The organism is Paenibacillus ginsengarvi, assembly GCF_003626695.1.
GTDB lineage: Bacteria > Bacillota > Bacilli > Paenibacillales > NBRC-103111 > Paenibacillus_AB > Paenibacillus_AB ginsengarvi.
Genome location: NZ_RBAH01000025.1, coordinates 120,695 through 141,127, shown reverse-complemented (window position 1 = coordinate 141,127; position 20,433 = coordinate 120,695). Strand labels below are relative to the sequence as shown.

Annotated in this window: 17 protein-coding genes; 16 read left to right on the top strand and 1 reads right to left on the bottom strand. The window is 54.3% G+C overall.

Annotation, left to right across the window (positions count from 1 at the left end; translation table 11 throughout):
- Positions 1–186 (top strand): hypothetical protein (locus D7M11_RS37165; protein WP_205127123.1); only part of this gene is annotated, 186 nt, incomplete at its 5' end.
- Between the two features lie 58 nt (positions 187–244).
- Here the strand turns inward: D7M11_RS37165 and D7M11_RS27640 are convergent.
- Positions 245–1,120 (bottom strand): SMP-30/gluconolactonase/LRE family protein, encoded by an 876-nt coding sequence (locus D7M11_RS27640; RefSeq protein WP_240041329.1) that lies wholly within the window; start codon positions 1,118–1,120, stop codon positions 245–247.
- A 253-nt stretch (positions 1,121–1,373) separates the two neighbouring features.
- Here D7M11_RS27640 and ytxC point away from each other — a divergent pair, with 253 nt between their 5' ends.
- From ytxC to aroF, 15 genes are all read left to right on the top strand, one after another.
- The gene (ytxC, locus tag D7M11_RS27635; protein ID WP_120750492.1) at positions 1,374–2,294 is read left to right on the top strand and encodes a putative sporulation protein YtxC; all 921 of its coding nucleotides are present in this window, start codon (positions 1,374–1,376) and stop codon (positions 2,292–2,294) included.
- A gap of 814 nt (positions 2,295–3,108) precedes the next feature.
- Entirely contained in the window at positions 3,109–5,046 is a 1,938-nt protein-coding gene (gene thrS / locus D7M11_RS27630; protein WP_120750491.1) for a threonine--tRNA ligase, read from the top strand.
- Between the two features lie 781 nt (positions 5,047–5,827).
- Positions 5,828–7,747: a threonine--tRNA ligase gene (gene thrS, locus D7M11_RS27625; RefSeq protein WP_120750490.1), complete on the top strand. Its 1,920-nt coding sequence runs from the start codon at positions 5,828–5,830 to the stop codon at positions 7,745–7,747.
- 108 nt (positions 7,748–7,855) lie between these two features.
- On the top strand, positions 7,856–8,587 hold the full coding sequence (locus tag D7M11_RS27620) for a 3D domain-containing protein (protein WP_240041328.1): 732 nt from the start codon (positions 7,856–7,858) through the stop codon (positions 8,585–8,587).
- Positions 8,588–8,895: 308 nt separating this feature from the next.
- Positions 8,896–9,426: an RNA polymerase sigma factor gene (locus D7M11_RS27615; protein WP_158606866.1), complete on the top strand. Its 531-nt coding sequence runs from the start codon at positions 8,896–8,898 to the stop codon at positions 9,424–9,426.
- A 409-nt stretch (positions 9,427–9,835) separates the two neighbouring features.
- Positions 9,836–10,927, top strand: coding sequence for a cell wall-active antibiotics response protein LiaF (gene liaF / locus D7M11_RS27610; RefSeq protein ID WP_158606865.1), 1,092 nt, complete (start codon positions 9,836–9,838; stop codon positions 10,925–10,927).
- Positions 10,924–12,006 carry a HAMP domain-containing sensor histidine kinase gene (locus D7M11_RS27605; protein ID WP_120750487.1) on the top strand — a complete coding sequence of 361 codons (1,083 nt, stop codon included), beginning with the start codon at positions 10,924–10,926 and terminating at the stop codon, positions 12,004–12,006. Before liaF ends, D7M11_RS27605 begins: the two co-directional genes overlap by 4 nt.
- Positions 11,990–12,664, top strand: a complete 675-nt coding sequence (locus D7M11_RS27600; RefSeq protein WP_120750486.1) for a response regulator — start codon at positions 11,990–11,992, stop codon at positions 12,662–12,664. The genes D7M11_RS27605 and D7M11_RS27600 overlap by 17 nt, the downstream gene beginning before the upstream one ends.
- Before the next feature lie 121 nt (positions 12,665–12,785).
- Positions 12,786–13,208 carry a YugN family protein gene (locus D7M11_RS27595; protein WP_420818444.1) on the top strand — a complete coding sequence of 141 codons (423 nt, stop codon included), beginning with the start codon at positions 12,786–12,788 and terminating at the stop codon, positions 13,206–13,208.
- A 268-nt stretch (positions 13,209–13,476) separates the two neighbouring features.
- Complete coding sequence (locus D7M11_RS27590) at positions 13,477–15,033, top strand: S1C family serine protease (RefSeq protein ID WP_120750484.1); 1,557 nt, start codon at positions 13,477–13,479, stop codon at positions 15,031–15,033.
- A gap of 238 nt (positions 15,034–15,271) precedes the next feature.
- Positions 15,272–15,958 (top strand): response regulator transcription factor, encoded by a 687-nt coding sequence (locus D7M11_RS27585; RefSeq protein ID WP_120750483.1) that lies wholly within the window; start codon positions 15,272–15,274, stop codon positions 15,956–15,958.
- Positions 15,959–15,964: 6 nt separating this feature from the next.
- Positions 15,965–17,425 carry a sensor histidine kinase gene (locus tag D7M11_RS27580; RefSeq protein ID WP_120750482.1) on the top strand — a complete coding sequence of 487 codons (1,461 nt, stop codon included), beginning with the start codon at positions 15,965–15,967 and terminating at the stop codon, positions 17,423–17,425.
- A gap of 194 nt (positions 17,426–17,619) precedes the next feature.
- Entirely contained in the window at positions 17,620–18,570 is a 951-nt protein-coding gene (locus D7M11_RS27575) for a 4-hydroxy-3-methylbut-2-enyl diphosphate reductase (RefSeq protein WP_120750502.1), read from the top strand.
- A 12-nt stretch (positions 18,571–18,582) separates the two neighbouring features.
- Complete coding sequence (locus D7M11_RS27570) at positions 18,583–19,146, top strand: DUF2062 domain-containing protein (RefSeq protein WP_120750481.1); 564 nt, start codon at positions 18,583–18,585, stop codon at positions 19,144–19,146.
- Positions 19,147–19,389: 243 nt separating this feature from the next.
- Complete coding sequence (gene aroF / locus D7M11_RS27565; RefSeq protein ID WP_120750480.1) at positions 19,390–20,433, top strand: 3-deoxy-7-phosphoheptulonate synthase; 1,044 nt, start codon at positions 19,390–19,392, stop codon at positions 20,431–20,433.

Below are 20,433 nucleotides of genomic sequence, written 5' to 3'. Positions count from 1 at the left end.
TACCAAAGCGAATTCAGGGGGGTTGGTTTCCTATTGCCAAAAACGTGCGTATCCGGAGGATTGCGCAAAGACAATACCCTCCAAGCGGCGTTCTCCCACCCGATTAATTTTCAGGATAGAAAGTTTAACTTTGCTAAAGCGTTAAAGCGAAGTGCGAGTTTCTGTACCAAGAAAACCTTCCGCTGAACCGCGGTCGCTCATCCTTGAAAAACGTCGATAAACGTTTTTCTTATATATAAGGTTGTTACCCGCCGAAAGCGTAGGTAGGCAGCCCTTTTACCTGCGATCTGTATACGCAGAGCGCTCCGGCATGAGGCTGTTCGGCCAAGTCAGCTTCGGCTATGCCGACACGCGCCGATGTAATGTACAGGTCGGTTAGCTCGTCTCCTCCGAAGCAGCAGGAACTCGACTGATTGGCCGCTACATCGACCTTCAGCAGCAGCTCCCCGGTAACGGGATTCCAGCGATAAATGCCGTAGCCCCCCCACAGCGCCACCCAGATCATCCCTTCCGCATCGCACGTCATACCGTCCGGTACGGCTCCTTCGATCGTTACGTCAATGGCTGTTCGGCCGTTGCTCAGCTCGCCTGTCGCCAAGTCGTAGTCATACGCCATCACTTTTTTCGTAGGCGAATCGATGTAATACATCGTCCGGTTATCCGGGCTCCAGGCGAGGCCGTTGGAGCAGGAAACGTTTTCAATCACGGTGCGAATCGTCAAATCCTTTTCAAGACAATACAGCGCGCCCTGCTCCGGCTTGCCGTGCAGCGACATCGTTCCAGCCCAGAACCTTCCCGCCGCATCGCATTTCCCGTCGTTGAAGCGAGTTTCTTCCTTCCGCCCCGCCGGATTGCCCAGAAACGTAAGCTCGTCCCCTGTCGGATCGTAAGCATAAAAACCGTCCTGCATCGCCAAAACGACGCCGCCGGACGCACGCGGCACAGCCGCTCCGATTCTTTGGCTGAGCGTCTTCGCCGTTACTTCTCCGCTGTCCGGCTTGTAGGTATGCAGCACTTTTCCTTCAATATCGACCCAGATCAGCAGGCCGTTCTTCTCGTCCCAGCTCGGACCTTCCCCGAGCACCGCTTTCGTATGCAGCAGCACTTCCGCTTGCGCCACGATGGACAACCTCCCTTGAATATAAAGCTTGCTAGGCATAGCCGTTTCCCATCCATTATACACCAAAAAAAAGCGAATAGTTGCTCTGTTTCGGCTTTCCTCCCAGGCAAACGCTAGAGGGAGCGTTAAAGCGGAGCGCATCTGGGCTGTCTGCCTTCCATGCCAAATTGTTGTTTGTATATCCGGCTCCTCCGGACCATATACTTTTAGAAAGCAACCATTACATCGTTCGCGAAGAAAGGAGTGAGTTCCGATGGAGCTGTTCGCCTTGACGTTGCCGAGAAATTGCGCCGCCTTTGCCGATAAGCTTTACGTCCGATTGTCGCTTTCCGCCCGGGATTTACATACAGCCGGACATTCTGTCCGTTTCGATTGCGATTCGTACAAAACGTACGTGACCGTTCGGTGCATAGCCGAGCTGCCGGAATTCCAGTTATCCGTCTCCGGCTCCGCCGTTTACCGGTTTGCCGCCGATATGCTGGCCGCTTTTATTTTGGATGAAATGGAACATAAGCTGCTTAGGGATATTATTACCGGGCATTATCGGTATGAGGACGAGGTGGACGTTTCCTCGATCGAGCAATATTGCCGGCAAGTGCTGGACCAGCCGGAGCCTACGGAAGGCATCCCCCGGTCGCGCCAAAGAAGGCAAGCCAAAATCGCCGATCATTTGTTCCATTATTTGGAGCAGCATAACGATCTGAATGTCGTCGGATTTATCCGATTCCGATTGGCCGACTATATGAATGAACTGCGGGAAGTGGCGGAATATGCGATTGACGAGTTCATTATGGATCAGCAGTATCAGGAGTTTATTTCCTTGCTCAAATATTTCGTGTACATCCAGGAAACGAAAATACCGGTCGCTCATCTGATGCATCGCGGCGGCAACGAGTTTACTCTGTACAACGAGCAGATGAATCCGATCGATACGCAGCAGTTCGACGGTTTTACGCTGGAGCTGCTGGATAAAGAAATTAATTTCGAGGACATGATTGTCAGCACGCTGATTTCCGTTTCACCGCAAAAAATCGTCATCCACACGCGGGACCCGGAGGAACAGGTCATCAAAACGATTATGCAAATATTCGAAAACCGGGCGATGATTTGTACGTACTGCAAGCAGTGCGGCTCCGTGCTCGGAAGTAAAAACAAAGATCAGCTGTATCCTTGACACGTTAACGGCGATCGGGTAGTATATTGTAATATATATCATGAAGCAATGACCAAAGACATGAATCCCTGAGAGACTGCCCAGAGAGAGGAGACTCGCGCTGTAATCTCCTTCTGTTCGAACAGCGGATTTACCCCTTTGCAGCTTTGGCTCGAAACTTGCGGGAAATCCGGCAGGCAGTAGACACCAGCGTCTCATCCCCGTTACCGGATGCCTAAGGTTACGGCTTGTCGCTTGCGGCGGCGTAACGAATCAGGGTGGAACCACGAGACCAACACGCTCGTCCCTTTTGGGATGATGCGTGTTTTTTGCGTTAAAGTCGATCCCCCTCAAAAGGCCGATCCCCCTCTTTCAGGGAGAGCCGATCCCCCTCTTTCCCCCTTCGCCAAGGGGGAGGACTCGGGGCTAGCCGCCCCAAGACCCCGCAAGGAGCGTAGGAGCGGCGGGGCCGTCTTCGGCGGACAGTTGGTGGAAGGAGCGCTCTTTGTCTTGACGGATTAGTGCTTTCCTTCGGAAAGCATCCAATCCGCCAAGACCCGCTTAACTACGGCGATTCCATGCGACTTGGATGCCCTCTGTTGGTCTGACTGCCACTTTAGCGGGTTTGAGGGACGGCGTGCAGAGAGCCGCGTCACGACAGGGCCGTGAAGCTTATTTTCGAGCAAGGCTGAGAGCAAGAGCGAAAGGCAAGAGCGAAAGGCAAGAGCGAAAGGCAAGAGCGAAAAGAAAAAGCATCGCCGGAAAGCTACGCTTTCCAGGCAATTAAAAAGAGAAGGGCGGAAAGCAAGCTTCCCAGCCCAAGGAGGAGACAAGCATGACTGTAAAAGTAACACTACCGGACGGAGCGGTACGCGAATACGCACCAGGCTCGACCATTGAGGACGTAGCCGGATCGATCAGCTCCGGACTAAAGAAAAACGCGGTTGCCGGCAAGGTAGACGGCAAAGTAGTCGATCTGAACCACAAGCTGGAACAGGACGCGAAGGTGGAGATCGTGACGCTCGATTCCGCCGATGGGCTCGAAGTATACCGCCACAGCACGGCGCATTTGCTCGCCCAGGCGCTGAAACGGATTTACGGCAACAAAACTGTAAAGCTCGGCATCGGCCCGGTCATCGAGGACGGCTTCTATTACGACATCGATCTGGAGCAGCCGGTATCGTCCGAGGATCTAGCCAAGATCGAGAAGGAAATGGAAAAGATTACGCAAGAAAACTTGCCGATCGTGCGCCGGGAAGTAAGCCGCGAAGAAGCGCTGCGCATTTTCGGGGAACTGGAAGATCCGCTCAAGCTGGAGCTGATCCGCGACCTTCCGCAGGATGCCGTCATTACGATTTACGATCAAGGTGAATTTTTCGATCTGTGCCGCGGGCCGCATCTGCCGTCGACGGGCCGCATCAAGGCGTTTAAGCTGCTCAGCGTGGCGGGAGCCTACTGGCGCGGAGACTCGAAGAACAAAATGCTGCAGCGCATTTACGGCACCGCCTTCCCGAAAAAAGCCGACCTGGACGAACATCTCGTTCTGCTGGAAGAAGCGAAAAAGCGCGACCATCGCCGCATCGGCAAAGATTTGAAAATCTTTACCTTCTCGAAGGAAGTCGGTCAAGGCTTGCCGCTCTGGCTGCCAAAAGGCGCGAAGCTTCGCCGCCTGCTCGAGCGCTATATCGTCGATCTCGAAGAATCGCTCGGCTACAACCACGTATACTCGCCGGTGCTTGGAAGCGTGGAGCTGTATAAAATTTCCGGCCACTGGGAGCACTACCAGGAAGACATGTTCCCGAAAATGGAGCTGGACAACGAAGAACTCGTCCTTCGTCCGATGAATTGTCCGCACCATATGATGATTTATAAAAGCAACATGCGCAGCTACCGCGATCTTCCGCTGCGGATTGCCGAGCTCGGCACGATGCACCGCTACGAAATGTCCGGAGCGCTTACCGGTCTGCACCGCGTTCGCGCAATGACGCTGAACGACGCGCATATTTTTGCCCGCCCGGATCAGATCAAGGAAGAGTTCGCCCGCGTCGTCCGGCTCATTCAGCGCGTGTACGAGGACTTCGGCATTAAGGAATATCGGTTCCGCCTGTCTTATCGCGATCCGCAGGATACGGAAAAATATTACCCGGACGATGCGATGTGGGAAATGTCCCAGCGGATGCTGAAGGAAGTCGTCGAGGAGCTGAATCTCCCGTATTACGAAGCCGAAGGCGAAGCGGCGTTCTACGGGCCGAAGCTGGACGTGCAGATCAAGACGGCGCTGAAAAAGGAAGAAACGCTGTCGACCGCACAGCTCGACTTCCTGCTGCCGGAGCGTTTCGGTCTCGAGTATACCGGCGAAGACGGCAACAAGCATCGCCCGGTCGTCATTCACCGCGGCATTATCAGCACGATGGAACGGATGACCGCATTCCTGCTCGAAAACTTCGTAGGCGCGCTGCCGCTCTGGCTGTCTCCGGTGCAAGCGGTCGTTATTCCGGTATCGGACAAATTCGCCGACTATGCGCAGCAAACGACGGAGAAGCTGCTCGCTTCCGGCATCCGCGCCGAAGCCGATCTCCGCAACGAAAAGCTGGGCTACAAAATCCGCGAGGCGCAGCTTGAGAAAACGCCATACATGCTCGTTGTCGGCGAAAATGAAGTAAACGCCGGTACGCTTTCCGTGCGGAAGCGGGGCGAGGGCGATATCGGCGCTCATGCGACCGATGCCGTAATCGACATGATCGGCGAAGAAATTCGCACCAAACGCGTATAACGGATACAGGCTATGACCAAAGACACGAACGCCGGCAACGCTTCTCAGAGAGAGGGGAACAGGTGAGAGCCCCTTAAGCCCGGAGCCGGACGTTTACCGCTTTGCAGCCGCTTTGGCGAACGGACGGCCCGAGGCCCGCTTCCGCTAGCTGAAACCGGTCCATCCCCGTTACCGGATGACTGAGGTTTTGCCGTGCTCGTGCGGCGGAACGAACTTGGGTGGAACCACGACACGCTCGTCCCTTTTTGGGATGGGCGTGTTTTTTTATGGCCGATCCCCCTCTTTCGAGAAGGCCGATCCCCCTCTTTCCCCCTTCGCCAAGGGGGAGGACTCGGGGCTGGCCGCCCCAAGACCCCGCAAGGGGCGTCGGAGTGACGGGGCCGTCTTCGGCGGACAGTTGGCGGAAGAACCGCTCTTTGTCTTACCGGATAAGCTGCTTCTTGCAGAAGCGTCTCATCCGGTAAGACTCGCTTTCATACGGCGGTTCCATGCTACTTGGTGCCCATTGTCGGGGAGCCTGTTTCTTTAGAGCGTCTGAGGGAATGGCGCGCACGGGGCCGCGTCACGACGTTGTCGTGAAGCTCTCTTTCGAGCAGGGCAAAAGAGGATCGCCGGAAAGCTACGCTTCCCAGGCTAGGGAAGGGCAATAGAGCAACGCCGGAAAGCTACCATTCCAGGCCAGGAAAGCCAAGGTCAAAGGATAAGAGCGAAAAGAAAGAACAATTCAAAAGAGCATCGCCGAGAAGCTGCGCTTCTCAGGCAATAAAAGGGAGGAAAAGAAATGTCTATTCAAATTCAACTGCCCAACGGGGCCATAAAGGAATACGCCGCAGGCGTAAGTATGGAAGAGGTGGCAGGATCGATCAGCTCCAGTCTGAAGAAGCAAGCGGTCGCAGGCAAGGTGGACGGCAAGGTGATGGATCTGAGCCACAAGCTGGAGCACAATGCAAAGGTGGAAATCGTAACGCTCGATTCTTCCGAAGGGCTCGAGGTGTACCGCCACAGCACGGCGCATCTGCTGGCTCAAGCGCTGAAACGTATATACGGCGGCACAAACGTCAAGCTCGGCATAGGTCCGGTCATCGAGGACGGCTTCTATTACGACATCGACCTGGACCGGCCGGTATCTTCGGAGGATCTCGGCCGGATCGAGCAGGAGATGGCGAAGATCGCGCAGGAAAACTGGCCGGTCAAGCGCCGCGAAGTAAGCCGCGAGGAAGCGCTCCGCCTTTTCGGCGAGCTGGATGATCCGCTGAAGCTGGAGCTGATTCGCGATTTGCCGGAAGAGGCGGTCATTACGATTTATGAGCAGGGCGAATTTTTCGACCTGTGCCGCGGGCCGCATCTGCCGTCGACTGGCCGCATCAAGGCGTTCAAGCTGCTTAGCGTAGCGGGTGCTTACTGGCGCGGTGACTCCAACAACAAAATGCTGCAGCGCATTTATGGAACGGCGTTTCCGACGAAGGCGCAGCTTGACGAACATTTGGCAATGCTGGAGGAAGCGAAACGTCGCGACCATCGCCGTATCGGCAAAGAGCTGGAGCTGTTTATGTTTTCCGAGGAAGCCCCGGGGATGCCGTTTTATTTGCCGAAGGGGACGATCGTTCGCAACGAGCTGGAGCAGTTTTCGCGCGGGCATTTTGCCAAGCTCGGCTATGACGAGGTGCGTACGCCGCTTATGATGAACCGCCGCTTGTGGGAGCAATCCGGCCACTGGGACCATTACCGCGACAATATGTATTTCAGCGAAGTCGATGACGCGTCTTTTGCGCTGAAGCCGATGAACTGCCCAGGCCACATGCTCGTTTACAAAAATACGCTGCGTTCGTACCGGGATCTGCCGATCCGGATGGCCGAATTCGGCCAAGTGCACCGGCACGAGTTTTCCGGAGCGCTGAGCGGAATGATGCGAGTCCGTACGTTTTGCCAGGACGATGCGCATATTTTCGCGCGGCTTGATCAGCTTGAGGAGGAGATCGGCAACGTTATCGATCTGATCGACGGCATGTACAAGGTGTTCGGCTTCGAATACGCAATGGAGCTTTCCACGCGGCCGGAGCAGTCGATGGGAACGGATGAGCAGTGGGAGAAGGCCGAAGCGGCACTGCGAAACGTTCTGCATAAGCGGAATGTGCAGTACCGCCTGAATGAAGGCGACGGCGCGTTTTACGGACCGAAGATCGACTTCCACATTCGCGATGCGATCAAGCGGAGCTGGCAATGCGCGACGATTCAGGTGGATTTCCAGTTTCCCGAGAAGTTCGATCTCACGTATGTGGACGAAGCGAACGCGAAGGTTCGTCCGGTCGTCATTCACCGCGCCGTATACGGCTCCGTGGACCGCTTCATCGGCATTTTGACGGAGCATTTCGCTGGCGCGTTCCCGGTATGGCTGTCTCCGGTTCAAGCCGTCGTCGTACCGGTATCCGATATATTCGCGGACCAAGCGTCGGCCATTGTCCAGTCGCTCATCGCATCCGGCGTACGCGCGGAAGCCGACCTGCGCAGCGAAAAGCTGGGCTACAAAATCCGCGCGGCGCAGCTCGCCAAAACGCCTTACATGCTTATTGTAGGGGAGCAGGAAGCCGGGAACGGAACGGTTGCCGTTCGCCACCGGGACAAGGGCGATATCGGCAGCTTCCTGCTCGATTCGTTCGTTTGCCGAATTACGGAGGAGATTCGCACGAAAGCCAAGCAGTAAATGTTGGTATCCGCACGCCCGATCCGGTGACACGGACGGGCGTGTTTGCTTTACCGATCTTCTCCCTCTGTCGTATACGATGGAGTTCTATGGGGAATGCTCTACGATATGGATACCAAATTGCTTATGCCCAAGCTGTATCAATCCCGTACGTGCCGCGCCTTCCTGCTGTTCGGGGCGCTGCTCGCCGCGCTGGGACCGGTGGAGAGCAACTCCGCCGCTCGTTATGCGCATTCTGCGTCATCCGGTCATTCATCCTCCGCGGCGAAGGCCGGCAATCCCGCCGAGACGGCCGGGCCGGGAGCGGATATGCCCGTCTCCGCATCGTCCCGCGGTATCGTTCTCGAACGATTGTCCAAACTGAAAACTCGACAAGAGCTGATCGAACAAAATAAAAAATTTCCGATGCTGCACGAGGACGCTTCGAAGTTTTTGGGCTCGGTTGAAGTGGTCGCTACCGGCTATTATGCCGGGGTAGAGTCTACGGGCAAGCGTCCCGGCCATCCCGAATACGGCATTACGTATTCCGGCGTGAAGGTGCGTCAAGGCGTTCTGTCCACGATCGCAGCCGATCCTAAAATATTTCCGCTCGGTACGATTCTGTACATTCCGGGCTACGGCTACGGGATTGTGGCCGACACCGGCTCAGCGATCAAGGGCAAGAAGATCGACTTGTATTACGAAACGAAAGCGCAAATATACAAGGAATGGGGGAAGCGGACGGTTCACGTATTTATCGTCAAGCAGGGAAACGGCAAAGTTTCCGAGCAGACGCTGAAGATGTGGGACGAGGTGTTATCCGTCGTCTCCGATCCGAGCCTTGCCGCTTTAGGCTTATAACCTACTATTATATTTAGACGTTTTCCGATTCCGCCCGCTCGGGCGGATTGGAGGCGTCTTTTTGCATTTTCATACTTGCAAGAGACATTATCGCCGATTTCGCATACGGGCGCGATTCGTAGCTTTTTTTGGCGAGGGAGAGGTGCGGCAATAGCCGATTTTCTTTTCTTTTTCGTTAAAACTATACAGAATGCGGCATAGAAAGGACTTTGGTTTCTTTTATTTTTGACGATAGTGTGGTACTATAGGTTCGGATGTAAAGCGCATACATTGCCATTTGACATTTGCTGTTCTAGGAGATGGGCCTGATGAATACAGGGTTGCTGCAGACCGACTCTAATAGCAAGGAAGAGCAAGATGCGTTGCTGATGGAAGTGTACAAACAAATGTTTATCGTCACTTACTCAATCATTCGCAACAAGTCTGAAGCGATGGACGCCGTGCAGGAATCGTGGGTCAAAATATTGCGCAAGCTGGATACGCTCCGCGAGCGGGATAAGCTGATCCAGTGGGCCAAAGTGATCGCAACGAATACGGCCTACAATATGATCAAGCGCAAAGTGGCCGTCTCCCTCGGCGATCCGGAAGAAACGGGCATAACGCTTGTGGCTCCCGAAGGTGTGGAGGAGCGGGTGATGCGCAATATCATTTTCGAAGAAATGAACAAGCTGGACGAGAAGACGAAACAAATTTTGACGTACAAATATTACTACGATATGAAAGATAAGGACATCGCCGAAAGGATGGATTTGCCGATCGGCACCGTCAAGGCGCGCATTCATCGGGGGAAGGAGCAGTTGAGGGCGATGCTGAGCGATCCTTACCTGAGACCCGACTAAATCCGTACATAAACAGGTAACCTCCGTCGAATAATACATCGTAAACGGAGGTGACCTAACGTGGCGAAGAACAAAAACAAAAATCAGCAAAACTACAACGCGGAAGCGGCCGAAGAAGTTACGGCCGGAGCCAACAAGAAGCAGAAAAACGCGAAGCAAAACCGCGAATAGACGGATATACAAAAGATACAAGAGAGGAGCTTAAAGGCTCCTTTTCTTCTGTACAGAAGCTGCCGTCCCCCGTGACGGCGGCTTTTTCGCCTTTGCTTAAGCGCGTAAGGGTCCAGTTTTTCCCTCCGTCCTCAGACCGAGGACAAATCAATCCGCCGACTCTTTGTTTGCTCCCCGAAATCACATACAATAAAAGTACACAAAACAGGTATGAATGTATACGCTGGAGGAGTTCAAAATGAAAAACGGATTTTGGGGCAAGTCGATCGGCGGTTTTATACTGATCGCGATCGGGGTCATCTTTTTCCTGAATCAGATCGATATCATTCAGTTCGACTTGGGGTATATCCTTTCCCATTTTTGGCCGGTCGTGCTTATTGTGATCGGGCTTAACGGCGTATTGTCGCAGCGCTGCTTCAATCTCGGCTCGCTCGTATGGGGCGGATTCATGATTGCGCTCGGTCTTGTCTTTCTGAACAAAAATTTCAACTGGGTTTCGAATTTCGGGGTCGGTGACTTGGTCAAATATGCCATTCCTGTTATTCTGATAGTAATCGGCATTGGGCTGCTCTTCCGCCCGAGAACGCGACCGCCTATTTCGGAGCCGGAGCCGTATACGCCGAAAGATTGGCGGCCGTACTCCAGCGATCTTGGGGATGGCGGCGAGGCAGCGCCGGGTCCAGACGGGCCGGGGGAAGCGAAGCGTCAAACGCCTCCTGGAGTAGAGCAGCCGGCTTCCGGATCGCAATGGGGGCCGCACGGCTCGCATGGCGCAATGGGCTGGCATCAGGCCAAGCAGGAGTGGAAGCGGCGTAACCATGAGTGGAGAGACGAGCTGAGACAGCGTAAGCGCGATTGGAAACGGGGATGGAAGCAGTCGATGCATGACGGGCATCACGGACATCACGGGCATCACCACGACTGGTCGCATGGCTGGTCGCACGGCGAAGGGGTGGACAACCGCCACAATTTTATCGGGGATATCCGGATCGGCAGAGACTACTGGGAGCTGAAGCCGCTCAACATCTCCCACTTTGTCGGCGATACCGAAATCGACTTGACCCGCGCCAACATTCCGTTCGGCGAAACGACGATCAACATATCCAGCTTCGTGGGCGATGTGAAAATTTTCGTTCCAAACGACTTGCAGCTTGAGATCAGTGTGCGCGCGTCGGCCTTTCTCGGCGATATGAGCGTGTTCGATCGGTGGGAGGGCGGCTTGTTCCGCAACATGAAAGCCGAATCGCCGCAATATTTCGATGCCGAGAAACGGATCAAGGTTAATGTCAGCACGTTTATCGGCGATGTGAGGGTGAAGAGGGTCGGATGAACCGGTTAACCAGATCGATTAACATCAAATGGCAGCTGCTCAGCTATTTCGTAGGGGCGCTGGCCATCGTGCTCGGCGGCTTTGCGATAGGCTGGCTGTACTGGAGAGAAGAATTAAGCACCAACCGGCTGTGGATCGAATACGTGCTGTTTCTGGTCGTCTCCGGACTCGTCGTCGTTTATTTGATCGCTACGCAGCATCAACGCAAAATCGATACGCTGCATTTGGCCATTTTGCAGCTTGCCAACGGCAATTTGGGAGAGAGGATCCAGCCCCTGGGGATGGATCCATTCGACCGTATATACGGAGATTTCAACGAAATGGCCGCTTCTCTCGAAAAAAGGGTGATGCTGCTGCAAAAGGTCGGCGAAGAAAACGTCATGCTGCAGGCGAAGTCGAACGAGGACGCCGTTATCGAGGAACGGAAACGGCTCGCCCGCGATCTGCACGACACGGTCAGCCAGCAAATGTTCGCGATCCATATGTCCGCCGCTTCGCTCGCCAAAATGGTCGAACGCGGTCAAATGGAAGCGGCCGCGCCGATTCTCGGGCAGCTCGTGACGATGTCGAATTTGACGCAAAAGCAGCTTCGCGGCATGATCGCCCAACTGCGGCCAATCGAGCTCGAGGGACGGCGGCTGTCGGATGCGCTCGACAAATGGTTTCCCGACTATTGCCGGCAAAACGGCCTTCAGGGCAATATGGATATTAGGCTCGCCCGCGCTTTATCGGAAGGCATCGAGCATCAGCTGTTTCTGATCATTCAGGAAGGGATGGCCAATGTTGTCAAACATGCCTCCGCACGGCATGTGGCGCTGTCGCTCCACGATACCGGCAATCAGTTCGTGCTGCAAATACACGACGATGGGCAGGGCTTCGAGAGCGATGTGACCCGTAGCAATTCATACGGTTTGTCGACGATGCGCGAGCGCGCCCAGAAGCTGGGCGGCAGTATGGAGCTGCGCAGCAAGACCGGGGCGGGGACGCGGATACGCATCAGCATCCCGAAGTTCGAAACGCCGGAGCTTGTACAAGACCCAGGTAAAGAACAGGAGCGTAATGATGGGGAACGCGATTAAAATAATGATCGTTGACGATCACGATATGGTAAGGCTCGGCCTGAAGACGTATTTGTCGATGGAGAGCGATTTCGACGTCATCTCCGAGGCGGGGAACGGTAAGGAGGCTCTGGAGCGGCTCGGCGCTCTGGAAGAAACCGCGCTTCCCGACATGATTTTGATGGATTTGATGATGCCGCTAATGGACGGAGTCGAAACGACGCGAGAGGTCGTACGGAACTATCCGGACATCAAAGTCATTTTGCTGACCAGCTTTTTGGAAGATGAGAAAGTGCTCCAGGCGATCGAGGCCGGGGCGATTACGTATGTGCTGAAAACCGTATCGTCGGACGAGCTGGCGCATGTGCTGCGCAGCTCCTTCCGCGGGCTTCAGGTCATGAACTCGGAAGTGTCGCAGGCGCTGACGCGGGGATTGCGAAAACGGTCGACGGAGTCCAGCCAGGACGAAGAAGCCGGACTTACGAGCCGGGAGATGGAAGTGCTGCTGCTGATCGCCGATGGCAAAACGAACAAAGATATTGCCGACGAGCTGCATATCAGCATCAAAACGGTGAAGACGCATGTCAGCAATCTGCTGATGAAATGCGAGGCGATCGACCGGACGCAGCTTGCCATCTACGCCCATCGCCGAGGATGGAGCGGAGGCGCAGCCAAATAGGGATAAAACCGCAGGTTTTGGCGCATGCTAGAAATAAAAACGATCGCTGGAAGGCTGAAAGTCGCTACGAGCTCCGACGGGGCCATTTTCGGCTGATTTTCTGCGGCGATCGGTGACGGAGGTGTGCGCCTTGAAGCCGATACATTCCGCGTTAGATGGGCGGATGGAAGAGTACGATCGCGTTTACGATTATTTGCAGCAGCATCAGTTTACGCTCGGCGGCAATTGGGAGTACGATCACGGCAGCTTCGACCATGCGCTGGATGAGGCGAATAAAGTGTGGCTGCGCCTGCCGTTTGAGGTGACGCGGGGCCGGTTGGAAAGCGCGGATGCCCCGAACCCGGGAACCCGTATTATGATGGGCACGCCGTTCGTGCTCAAGCATCTGTACAACGAGGGATTGGACGACGATGCCACCATGCGGACGTACGGGGCGTTGTTCGACCAATTCCAGGCACCTGTCGACGAGGATGCCAAAGTAGAGGATCACTGGGTAACGCGAGGCGAACAGCTGCTTCGCAAAGTGGAACAGGGGCTTTTGTAGCTCCTGTTATTTTTGCTTTTCGGCCTTTTTTCGGAACAAGCTACAAACGCTTCTCTTCACTTTTTGGAGTTCTTTCAGGGGCTCCCCGAAAAGTATTCGGAACAAGCTGCGAAGGAGTACGTCACTTTTTGGGGTGAATTTAGGTTCATTTTAGTTTGTTTTAATGTTTGTTTAAGGTTGCGGGCGCAATATAGGAATCAAGAAAGAAACATAACCAAAGCATCGGATCAACGATGCAAGGAGCAACAAACCGGAGGAGGAACTAGCTATGGAAAACAACAAACGCGATTACAGCGATTTCTTCAAACCGCAAAACGGCGAGCCGAACGGCGGGAATGAGAACGATATGAATAAACAGACGGACCAAACCGAGAAGCCATCCTACTACTATTCCTACGGTCCTTTCAAGTCCGCTGCACACGGAGAGCCGGATACGACAACCGCCTCAAGTGCAGACGGCACATCGCAAGTGGAAATTACGACGCCGCGTCCGGTTCGCCCTTACTTCGGATACGACAAAGGCGATACACAAGGCGCGCAGCCGGTTTCGGCGCCTCAATGGGATTACAGCGGAGCGAAGAAAAAGCCGAACTCGTTCAAATCTTATTTCGCGGCATTTCTGGCCGGAGCGGTAGTCGTAGGAAGTTTGATGTTCGTCTCAGACAAATACGACATGTTCGGAGGAGCCGGTGCCGCCGCGCCAAGCAGCAGCGCCATTGCGGGATCGGTTACGAAGGCGAACGGCGGCGGAGGCAATGGCGGGGCTACTACGGCGGCGCTGGAATCGATCGTTCGACCGGATAACATTTCGCAAATCGTAAATAACTCGAGTCCGGCCGTCGTCAAGATCAATACGTACGTCAAGGCAAGCTCCCGATCCAGAAGTGGTGGTGGCAGCTCCGACATCTTCGACTACTTCTTCGGAAACGGACAGCGCCAGCAGCAGCCGAACACGAATAACGGCAGCGCCAATCAGCGCCAATCGCTGGGCATGGGTTCCGGATTCGTTTTCGATAAAGAAGGCTACATCTTGACGAACGAGCACGTCGTAAACGGTGCGGAAGAAATCGAAGTCGAAGTTCAAGGCTACAGCCAGCCGCTCAAAGCAAAGCTGCTTGGTTCGGAATACAGCCTTGACCTGGCCGTGCTCAAAATCGAGAAGCAGGACGGCAAAGACTTCGCCGCGCTCCAAATGGGCAGCTCCGACGATATTAACGTAGGCGACTGGGTCGTTGCGATCGGCAACCCGTACGGCTTCGATCACACGGTTACGGTAGGCGTGCTCAGCGCGAAGGAACGCCCGATCGATATTCCGGATGAGCAAGGAACGCGCGAATACAAGCATCTGCTGCAAACGGACGCTTCGATTAACCCGGGCAACTCCGGCGGTCCGCTGCTTAACCTGCAAGGGCAAGTAATCGGCATCAACACCGCCGTCAGCGCCCAGGCGCAAGGAATCGGCTTCGCAATCCCGACGAGCACAGTCATGTCGGTACTGGAAAACTTGAAAAATAACGTCAAGGTACCGATTCCTTACATCGGCGTTAACATTCAAGACATCCCGGAAGAATGGGTAAAAGAACTGAAGCTGGACAGCAAGGACGGCACGATCGTCGCCTCCGTTGTTCAAGGCAGCCCGGCATCCAAAGCCGATATCCAGCCGTATGACGTCATTACGGAAGTGAACGGCGAGAAAGTGAAAACGTCCGATGAGTTCCGCACGAAGATCAAGGCGATGAAGGTGAACGACAAAGTGACGCTTACCGTCAAACGGAGTGGCAAAACGCTCACGACCGGCGTCATCATCGGCGATATGAACAAATAAGGCGGTATGAAACAGGATGGAGGAAAGCAGAACGGGACGCCCAAGTCGTTCCTCCTGCTTTCCTTTTTGCTTGTTCAGATTTGCATCTGGCAAAAGGGTATACTACGATAAATGTAATGCATTGCGCTGCAACGCTTCACGTCACTTTTTGGGTTGCATTTGGGGCTCCCCGAAAAGTAATCGGATTAAGCTGCAAAGCTTCACTTCACTTTTTGGGGTAACTTAGGGAGGTACGAACTTGAGAGAACCTATTCTTGTAATAGACGACGATGAAAAAATTACGTCCATGCTCCGGCGGTCGCTGGCATTCGAAGGATATACGGTAGCAACCGCCAACAACGGAGCGGAAGGCCTGAAAATGATGCTGACGATGGAGCCGGCTCTGATTATCCTCGACGTGATGATGCCGCAGATGGACGGCTGGGAAGTATGCCGCCGCGTCAGGGAAAGCGGAAGCTCTGTGCCGATTCTTATGCTGACGGCCAAAGACGATATCGCCGACAAAGTGAAAGGGCTCGATCTAGGGGCCGACGACTATTTGGTCAAGCCCTTTGCGCTGGAAGAGCTGCTGGCCCGCCTCCGCTCGCTGATGCGCAGACGGGGAGAAACGGCGGAGCAGAAGACGAACCGGATGGGCTACGAAGACATTACGCTCGATCTGGATACGAGAGAAGTCGTCCGGGGTGATTACAAGATCGAGCTGACGACGAAGGAGTTCGACCTGCTGCATCTGTTTTTGCAAAATCCGAAGCGGGTGTTGTCCCGGGACATTATTATGGAGAAAATATGGGGCTACGACTACAGCGGCGAATCCAACGTGCTGGAAGTATACGTGGCGCTGCTGCGTCAAAAGCTGGAGGAGCACGGCGGCAAACGGATCATACAGACGGTTCGGGGAGCGGGCTACGTTCTGAGAGGGGATTGACGACAAGTGTCGATACGTCTTCGTTTGACGCTTTGGTATTCGAGCATACTGGCGGTGACCTTGCTTTTTTTCGGAATCGCTCTCTATACGTTTTTTTCGTACAAGCTGCAAACCGACCTGCGCAATGAGCTGATCGTACAGGCGCAAGAGGTCAATAAAGAAATTAAAGGCTACGGCTTCTTTTTCAGCTTGCCGAATTTGCGCGAATTCAAGTCGGCCGGCATCTACATGCAGAGCATCTCGATTCAGGGACAAGTGAAACGGTCCAGCAATCTGAACAGCAATCTGCCCTATTCGGAAGAGAGCATCAACAAGGTGCTTCACGGCGGAGTCTCTTTTGAGAAGATCCGGGTCAATCAGGAATTCAACATGCTGATGTATTACAGCCCGCTGCTGCTCGAGGGATCGCTTGTCGGCGTGCTGCAGGTGGCGACGCTTACGGACGATGTCGATCATTTTTTGCAAAATATCCGGCTCATCTTGATTTCCGTCGGTTTGCTGACGATATTGTTCGCTGCCTCGGCAGGCTGGTTTTTGTCGCGCAAGGCGCTTAAGCCGATCGAAAATGTGATCGATGCGGCGAATACGGTCGAGAAAAGCGCCGATCTGAACAAACGGATCGATTACACCGGACCGATGGACGAAATCGGGCGGCTCACGGATACGATCAACGGAATGCTGGCCCGCATCCAAGGCATGTACTCCGAGCTGGACGACGCTTATCGCGCGCAGAGACGCTTTGTTTCCGATGCCTCGCACGAGCTGCGAACCCCGCTCACAACCATTCGGGGCAATGTCGACCTGCTGGAAAAAATATGGAATACGGCCGCGCTGAAGGCAGGAGACGAGTCCGGCACGAAACAAATCCAGGAAAGCAGCGTCGAGCTTTCGAAGGAAGCGATGCATGATATTGCCTCCGAGGCGGAGCGGATGTCGAGGCTGGTCAACGATATGCTTTCGCTGGCCCGAGCCGACGCTGGGTTTACGATGAACAAGGAACCGATCGAGCTGAGATCGCTTGTCGATGAAGTCATCCGGCGCGCGCAGTTTTTGCCGCGAAGCACGGAATGGCAAACCGGCGATATCGATGTCCTCAACATGGCTTACGTCAGGGGCAACAAAGACTATTTGCAGCAGCTGCTGTTCATCCTGATCGAAAATGCGTTCAAATATACCGAGCAGGGCTCGGTGAAGCTGGATGCGCTGCATGCCCGCGGGCAGTTCGGGATTCGGATTAGCGATACCGGTATCGGCATGGACAAGGACGAAATTCCGCATATTTTCGAGCGTTTTTACCGGGCCGATCCTTCCCGCGGCAAAAAAGCCGGCACGGGGCTCGGGCTTTCCATAGCCAAGTGGATCATTGATCAGCACGACGGTTCGATCGAGGTAAAGACGCGTAAGGAAGAAGGTACCACGTTTACGGTATGGCTGCCGGAGCTTCATTCGCTTTCTTCTCCAGATTGAATACGGTATAATGAAAATAAAGTCGAAATTTTCATGCGATATTGGGAAAACGGCTTTGTTTTTATACTACTAAAATTTATAAGTTTCGGGGCTCCCCGCAAAGTATTTGGAATGAGCTTCGGAGCTTTGGCTCCACTTTGTGGGGTTATCTACTCTATTCGAGTTTAACTCGTTGGCGAAAGCGGGCGATGGCGATGGAAGTACTGAAAATTTCTCCCAGAGGATACTGCTACGGCGTTGTCGATGCGATGGTGCTCGCGCGTCAAACGGCCCGCAACCTCGATCTGCCTCGGCCGATCTATATTTTGGGAATGATCGTGCATAATAGTCATGTGACCGAAGCTTTCGAGGACGAAGGCGTCATTACGCTGGACGGGGCCAACCGTCTTGAAATATTGGAGAAAATCGATAAAGGAACGGTCATTTTCACCGCCCACGGCGTTTCTCCGGAAGTGCGGCAGCGGGCCAGGGAGAAAGGGCTGACCGTCGTGGACGCCACATGTCCCGATGTGACCAAGACGCATGATTTAATTCGCGAGAAGACGGGGCAGGGCTATGAGATTATCTATATTGGCAAGAAAGGGCACCCGGAGCCGGAAGGCGCAATCGGGATCGCCCCGGAACGCGTGCATCTGATTGAGAGGGCGGAGGAAGTCGACGCGCTGCATTTGTCGACCGACCGCATCATCATTACGAATCAGACGACGATGAGCCAATGGGACATTCGTCATATTATGAACCGGCTGATCGCCAAATTTCCGTCCGCCGAAATTCATAACGAAATTTGCCTGGCCACGCAAGTTCGGCAGGAAGCGGTAGCGGAGCAGGCGAAGGAAGTCGACCTCGTCCTCGTCGTCGGCGATCCGCGAAGCAACAATTCGAACCGGCTTGCCCAGGTGTCGGAAGAAATTGCGGGAACGAAGGCCTACCGCATCTCCGATGTGTCGGAGATCGATATCGGCTGGCTGAACGGCCTATCCAAGGTTGGTGTTACTTCGGGCGCATCCACTCCGACTCCGATCACGAGAGAGGTTATCGGATTTCTGGAACAATTCGACCCGGCCAAGCCGGAAACATGGGAAATCAAAAGAACTGTAAACAAGAACAAGCTGCTCCCGCCGGTAAAAGTACTAACTACAGAATAGGGATGATGACCGATGCCGGTACAAGAGGGGCGTTCCGCAGACTTTCGTACGAAGTCGAGATGGGCCAAGGCATGGAGAGGGATGACCCGGTGGTTCAAATATAAGTATTTACAATTGTCCCGGGCGAAGGGCGGTGCCGCCAAAGTAGCGGCCGGCTTTTCCATCGGTTTGGCGGTGGAAATGTTCACGCTGCCTACATTCGGGCTGGCCTTTTTCCTTATTTTCCCTCTCGTTTATTTGTTTCGGGCGAGCCTGGCCGGGGCTCTGATCGGTTTTGTTTTCGGGAAAATCATTTATATCCCGGTAGCTTTTCTGAATGCGAAGGTCGGAGGTTTTATTTTACCGGACCATTTGGGCAATTGGATATCGCTTTTGCCCCATTGGCTCAGAAAAATGATTTATATGAACGCCAAGCTGATCGTCGGGGGGATGGTGAACGGTACAGCGATGGCGCTGCTGCTGTATTTCCCGCTTAAGCAGCTGCTTGGGCTGTTTACGGCAAGGCGTTCCGAGAAGCGGCGTTTGCGCCGGGAACAGGTTGTTTTAAAAGCAAACGATTCGATAAATCGTCCGTAACGGATCGATCGGAGCAACTGGCCGTCGGTCCTTTTTTCGTTTGTATAACATAGCAATCGCTTACGGAAGTACTCACTGAATAGGCACAACTTTCCCTGTTGACGAAACCGGGCATATCCTGTATATTTGCTTTAACGAATAAAAGCTTAAAAGCGTATAAGCATCGAAGCATCGAAGCGTCTAAGTGCGGAAGAACAAGCTCGTTATGCCTGCGATCGCTACTATAAGAGGAGAGTGACATTTATGATAGCTGTAACATCGAATTCCGTTTCCGACGAACGAATCGCCGAGATTGTCCACCATATCGAGAAGCATGGCGTCCAGGCGCATGTATCGAAAGGAACGGACCGCACGGTCATCGGCATTATCGGTAAAGCCGACCCGAAGCTCGCGGAGCAGCTCCGCCAAATGAAAGGGATCGAGAACGTGATTAAAATATCGAAGTCGTATAAGCTTGCCAGCCGGGATTTCCACCCGGACAATACAGTTATCAACATTAAAGGCGTGAGCATCGGCGGAAGCGAGCTGGTCATTATGGGCGGACCGTGTGCGGTCGAATCGCCCGAGCAGATCGACGAAATCGCCCGGCTCGTGAAGGCGGCCGGCGGACAGGTGCTTCGCGGCGGCGCGTTCAAGCCGAGAACCGGTCCTTACAGCTTCCAGGGCGTTGGCGTGGAAGGACTGGAGATGATGGCCGAGGCGGGCAAAAAGCACGGGCTTTTGACGATTACGGAAGTTATGACGCCGGAATACGTTGACGTTTGCGCCGAACATGCGGACATTTTGCAGGTAGGCACGCGCAATATGCAAAACTTCGATCTGCTGCGCAAGCTCGGGACGATCCAGACGCCGGTGCTGCTGAAACGCGGCTTCAGCTCCACGTACGACGAGTTCCTGAATGCGGCCGAGTACATTTTGGCCGGCGGCAATCCGAACGTGATGCTTTGCGAGCGCGGCATCCGCACGTTCGAAACGTACACCCGCAATACGCTGGACTTGACGGCGATCCCGGTTCTTCACCAGCTCAGCCATCTTCCGGTCATCTCTGACCCGAGCCACGGCACGGGACGCCGGGAGCTCGTCGAGACGATGTGCAAAGCGTCGGTTGCGGCGGGAGCGGACGGTTTGATCGTGGAAATGCACACCGATCCGGACAACTCGATGACAGGTGACGGCGTACAGTCGCTGTTCCCGGATCAGTTTGCGAAGCTGCTGCAAGATTTGGAGAAGCTGGCTCCGCTGTGCGGCAAGACGTTCGATACGCAAAAGCAGCCGATTCACGCGTAA

Coding starts and splice junctions, on each gene's coding strand:
- D7M11_RS27615 (WP_158606866.1), top strand. CDS start 8,896: ATGAATACAGGGTTGCTGCAGACCGACTCTAATAGCAAGGAAGAGCAA.
- liaF (WP_158606865.1), top strand. CDS start 9,836: ATGAAAAACGGATTTTGGGGCAAGTCGATCGGCGGTTTTATACTGATC.
- ytxC (WP_120750492.1), top strand. CDS start 1,374: ATGGAGCTGTTCGCCTTGACGTTGCCGAGAAATTGCGCCGCCTTTGCC.
- thrS (WP_120750490.1), top strand. CDS start 5,828: ATGTCTATTCAAATTCAACTGCCCAACGGGGCCATAAAGGAATACGCC.
- D7M11_RS27600 (WP_120750486.1), top strand. CDS start 11,990: ATGGGGAACGCGATTAAAATAATGATCGTTGACGATCACGATATGGTA.
- D7M11_RS27570 (WP_120750481.1), top strand. CDS start 18,583: ATGCCGGTACAAGAGGGGCGTTCCGCAGACTTTCGTACGAAGTCGAGA.
- D7M11_RS27620 (WP_240041328.1), top strand. CDS start 7,856: ATGGATACCAAATTGCTTATGCCCAAGCTGTATCAATCCCGTACGTGC.
- D7M11_RS27605 (WP_120750487.1), top strand. CDS start 10,924: ATGAACCGGTTAACCAGATCGATTAACATCAAATGGCAGCTGCTCAGC.
- D7M11_RS27590 (WP_120750484.1), top strand. CDS start 13,477: ATGGAAAACAACAAACGCGATTACAGCGATTTCTTCAAACCGCAAAAC.
- aroF (WP_120750480.1), top strand. CDS start 19,390: ATGATAGCTGTAACATCGAATTCCGTTTCCGACGAACGAATCGCCGAG.
- thrS (WP_120750491.1), top strand. CDS start 3,109: ATGACTGTAAAAGTAACACTACCGGACGGAGCGGTACGCGAATACGCA.
- D7M11_RS27575 (WP_120750502.1), top strand. CDS start 17,620: ATGGAAGTACTGAAAATTTCTCCCAGAGGATACTGCTACGGCGTTGTC.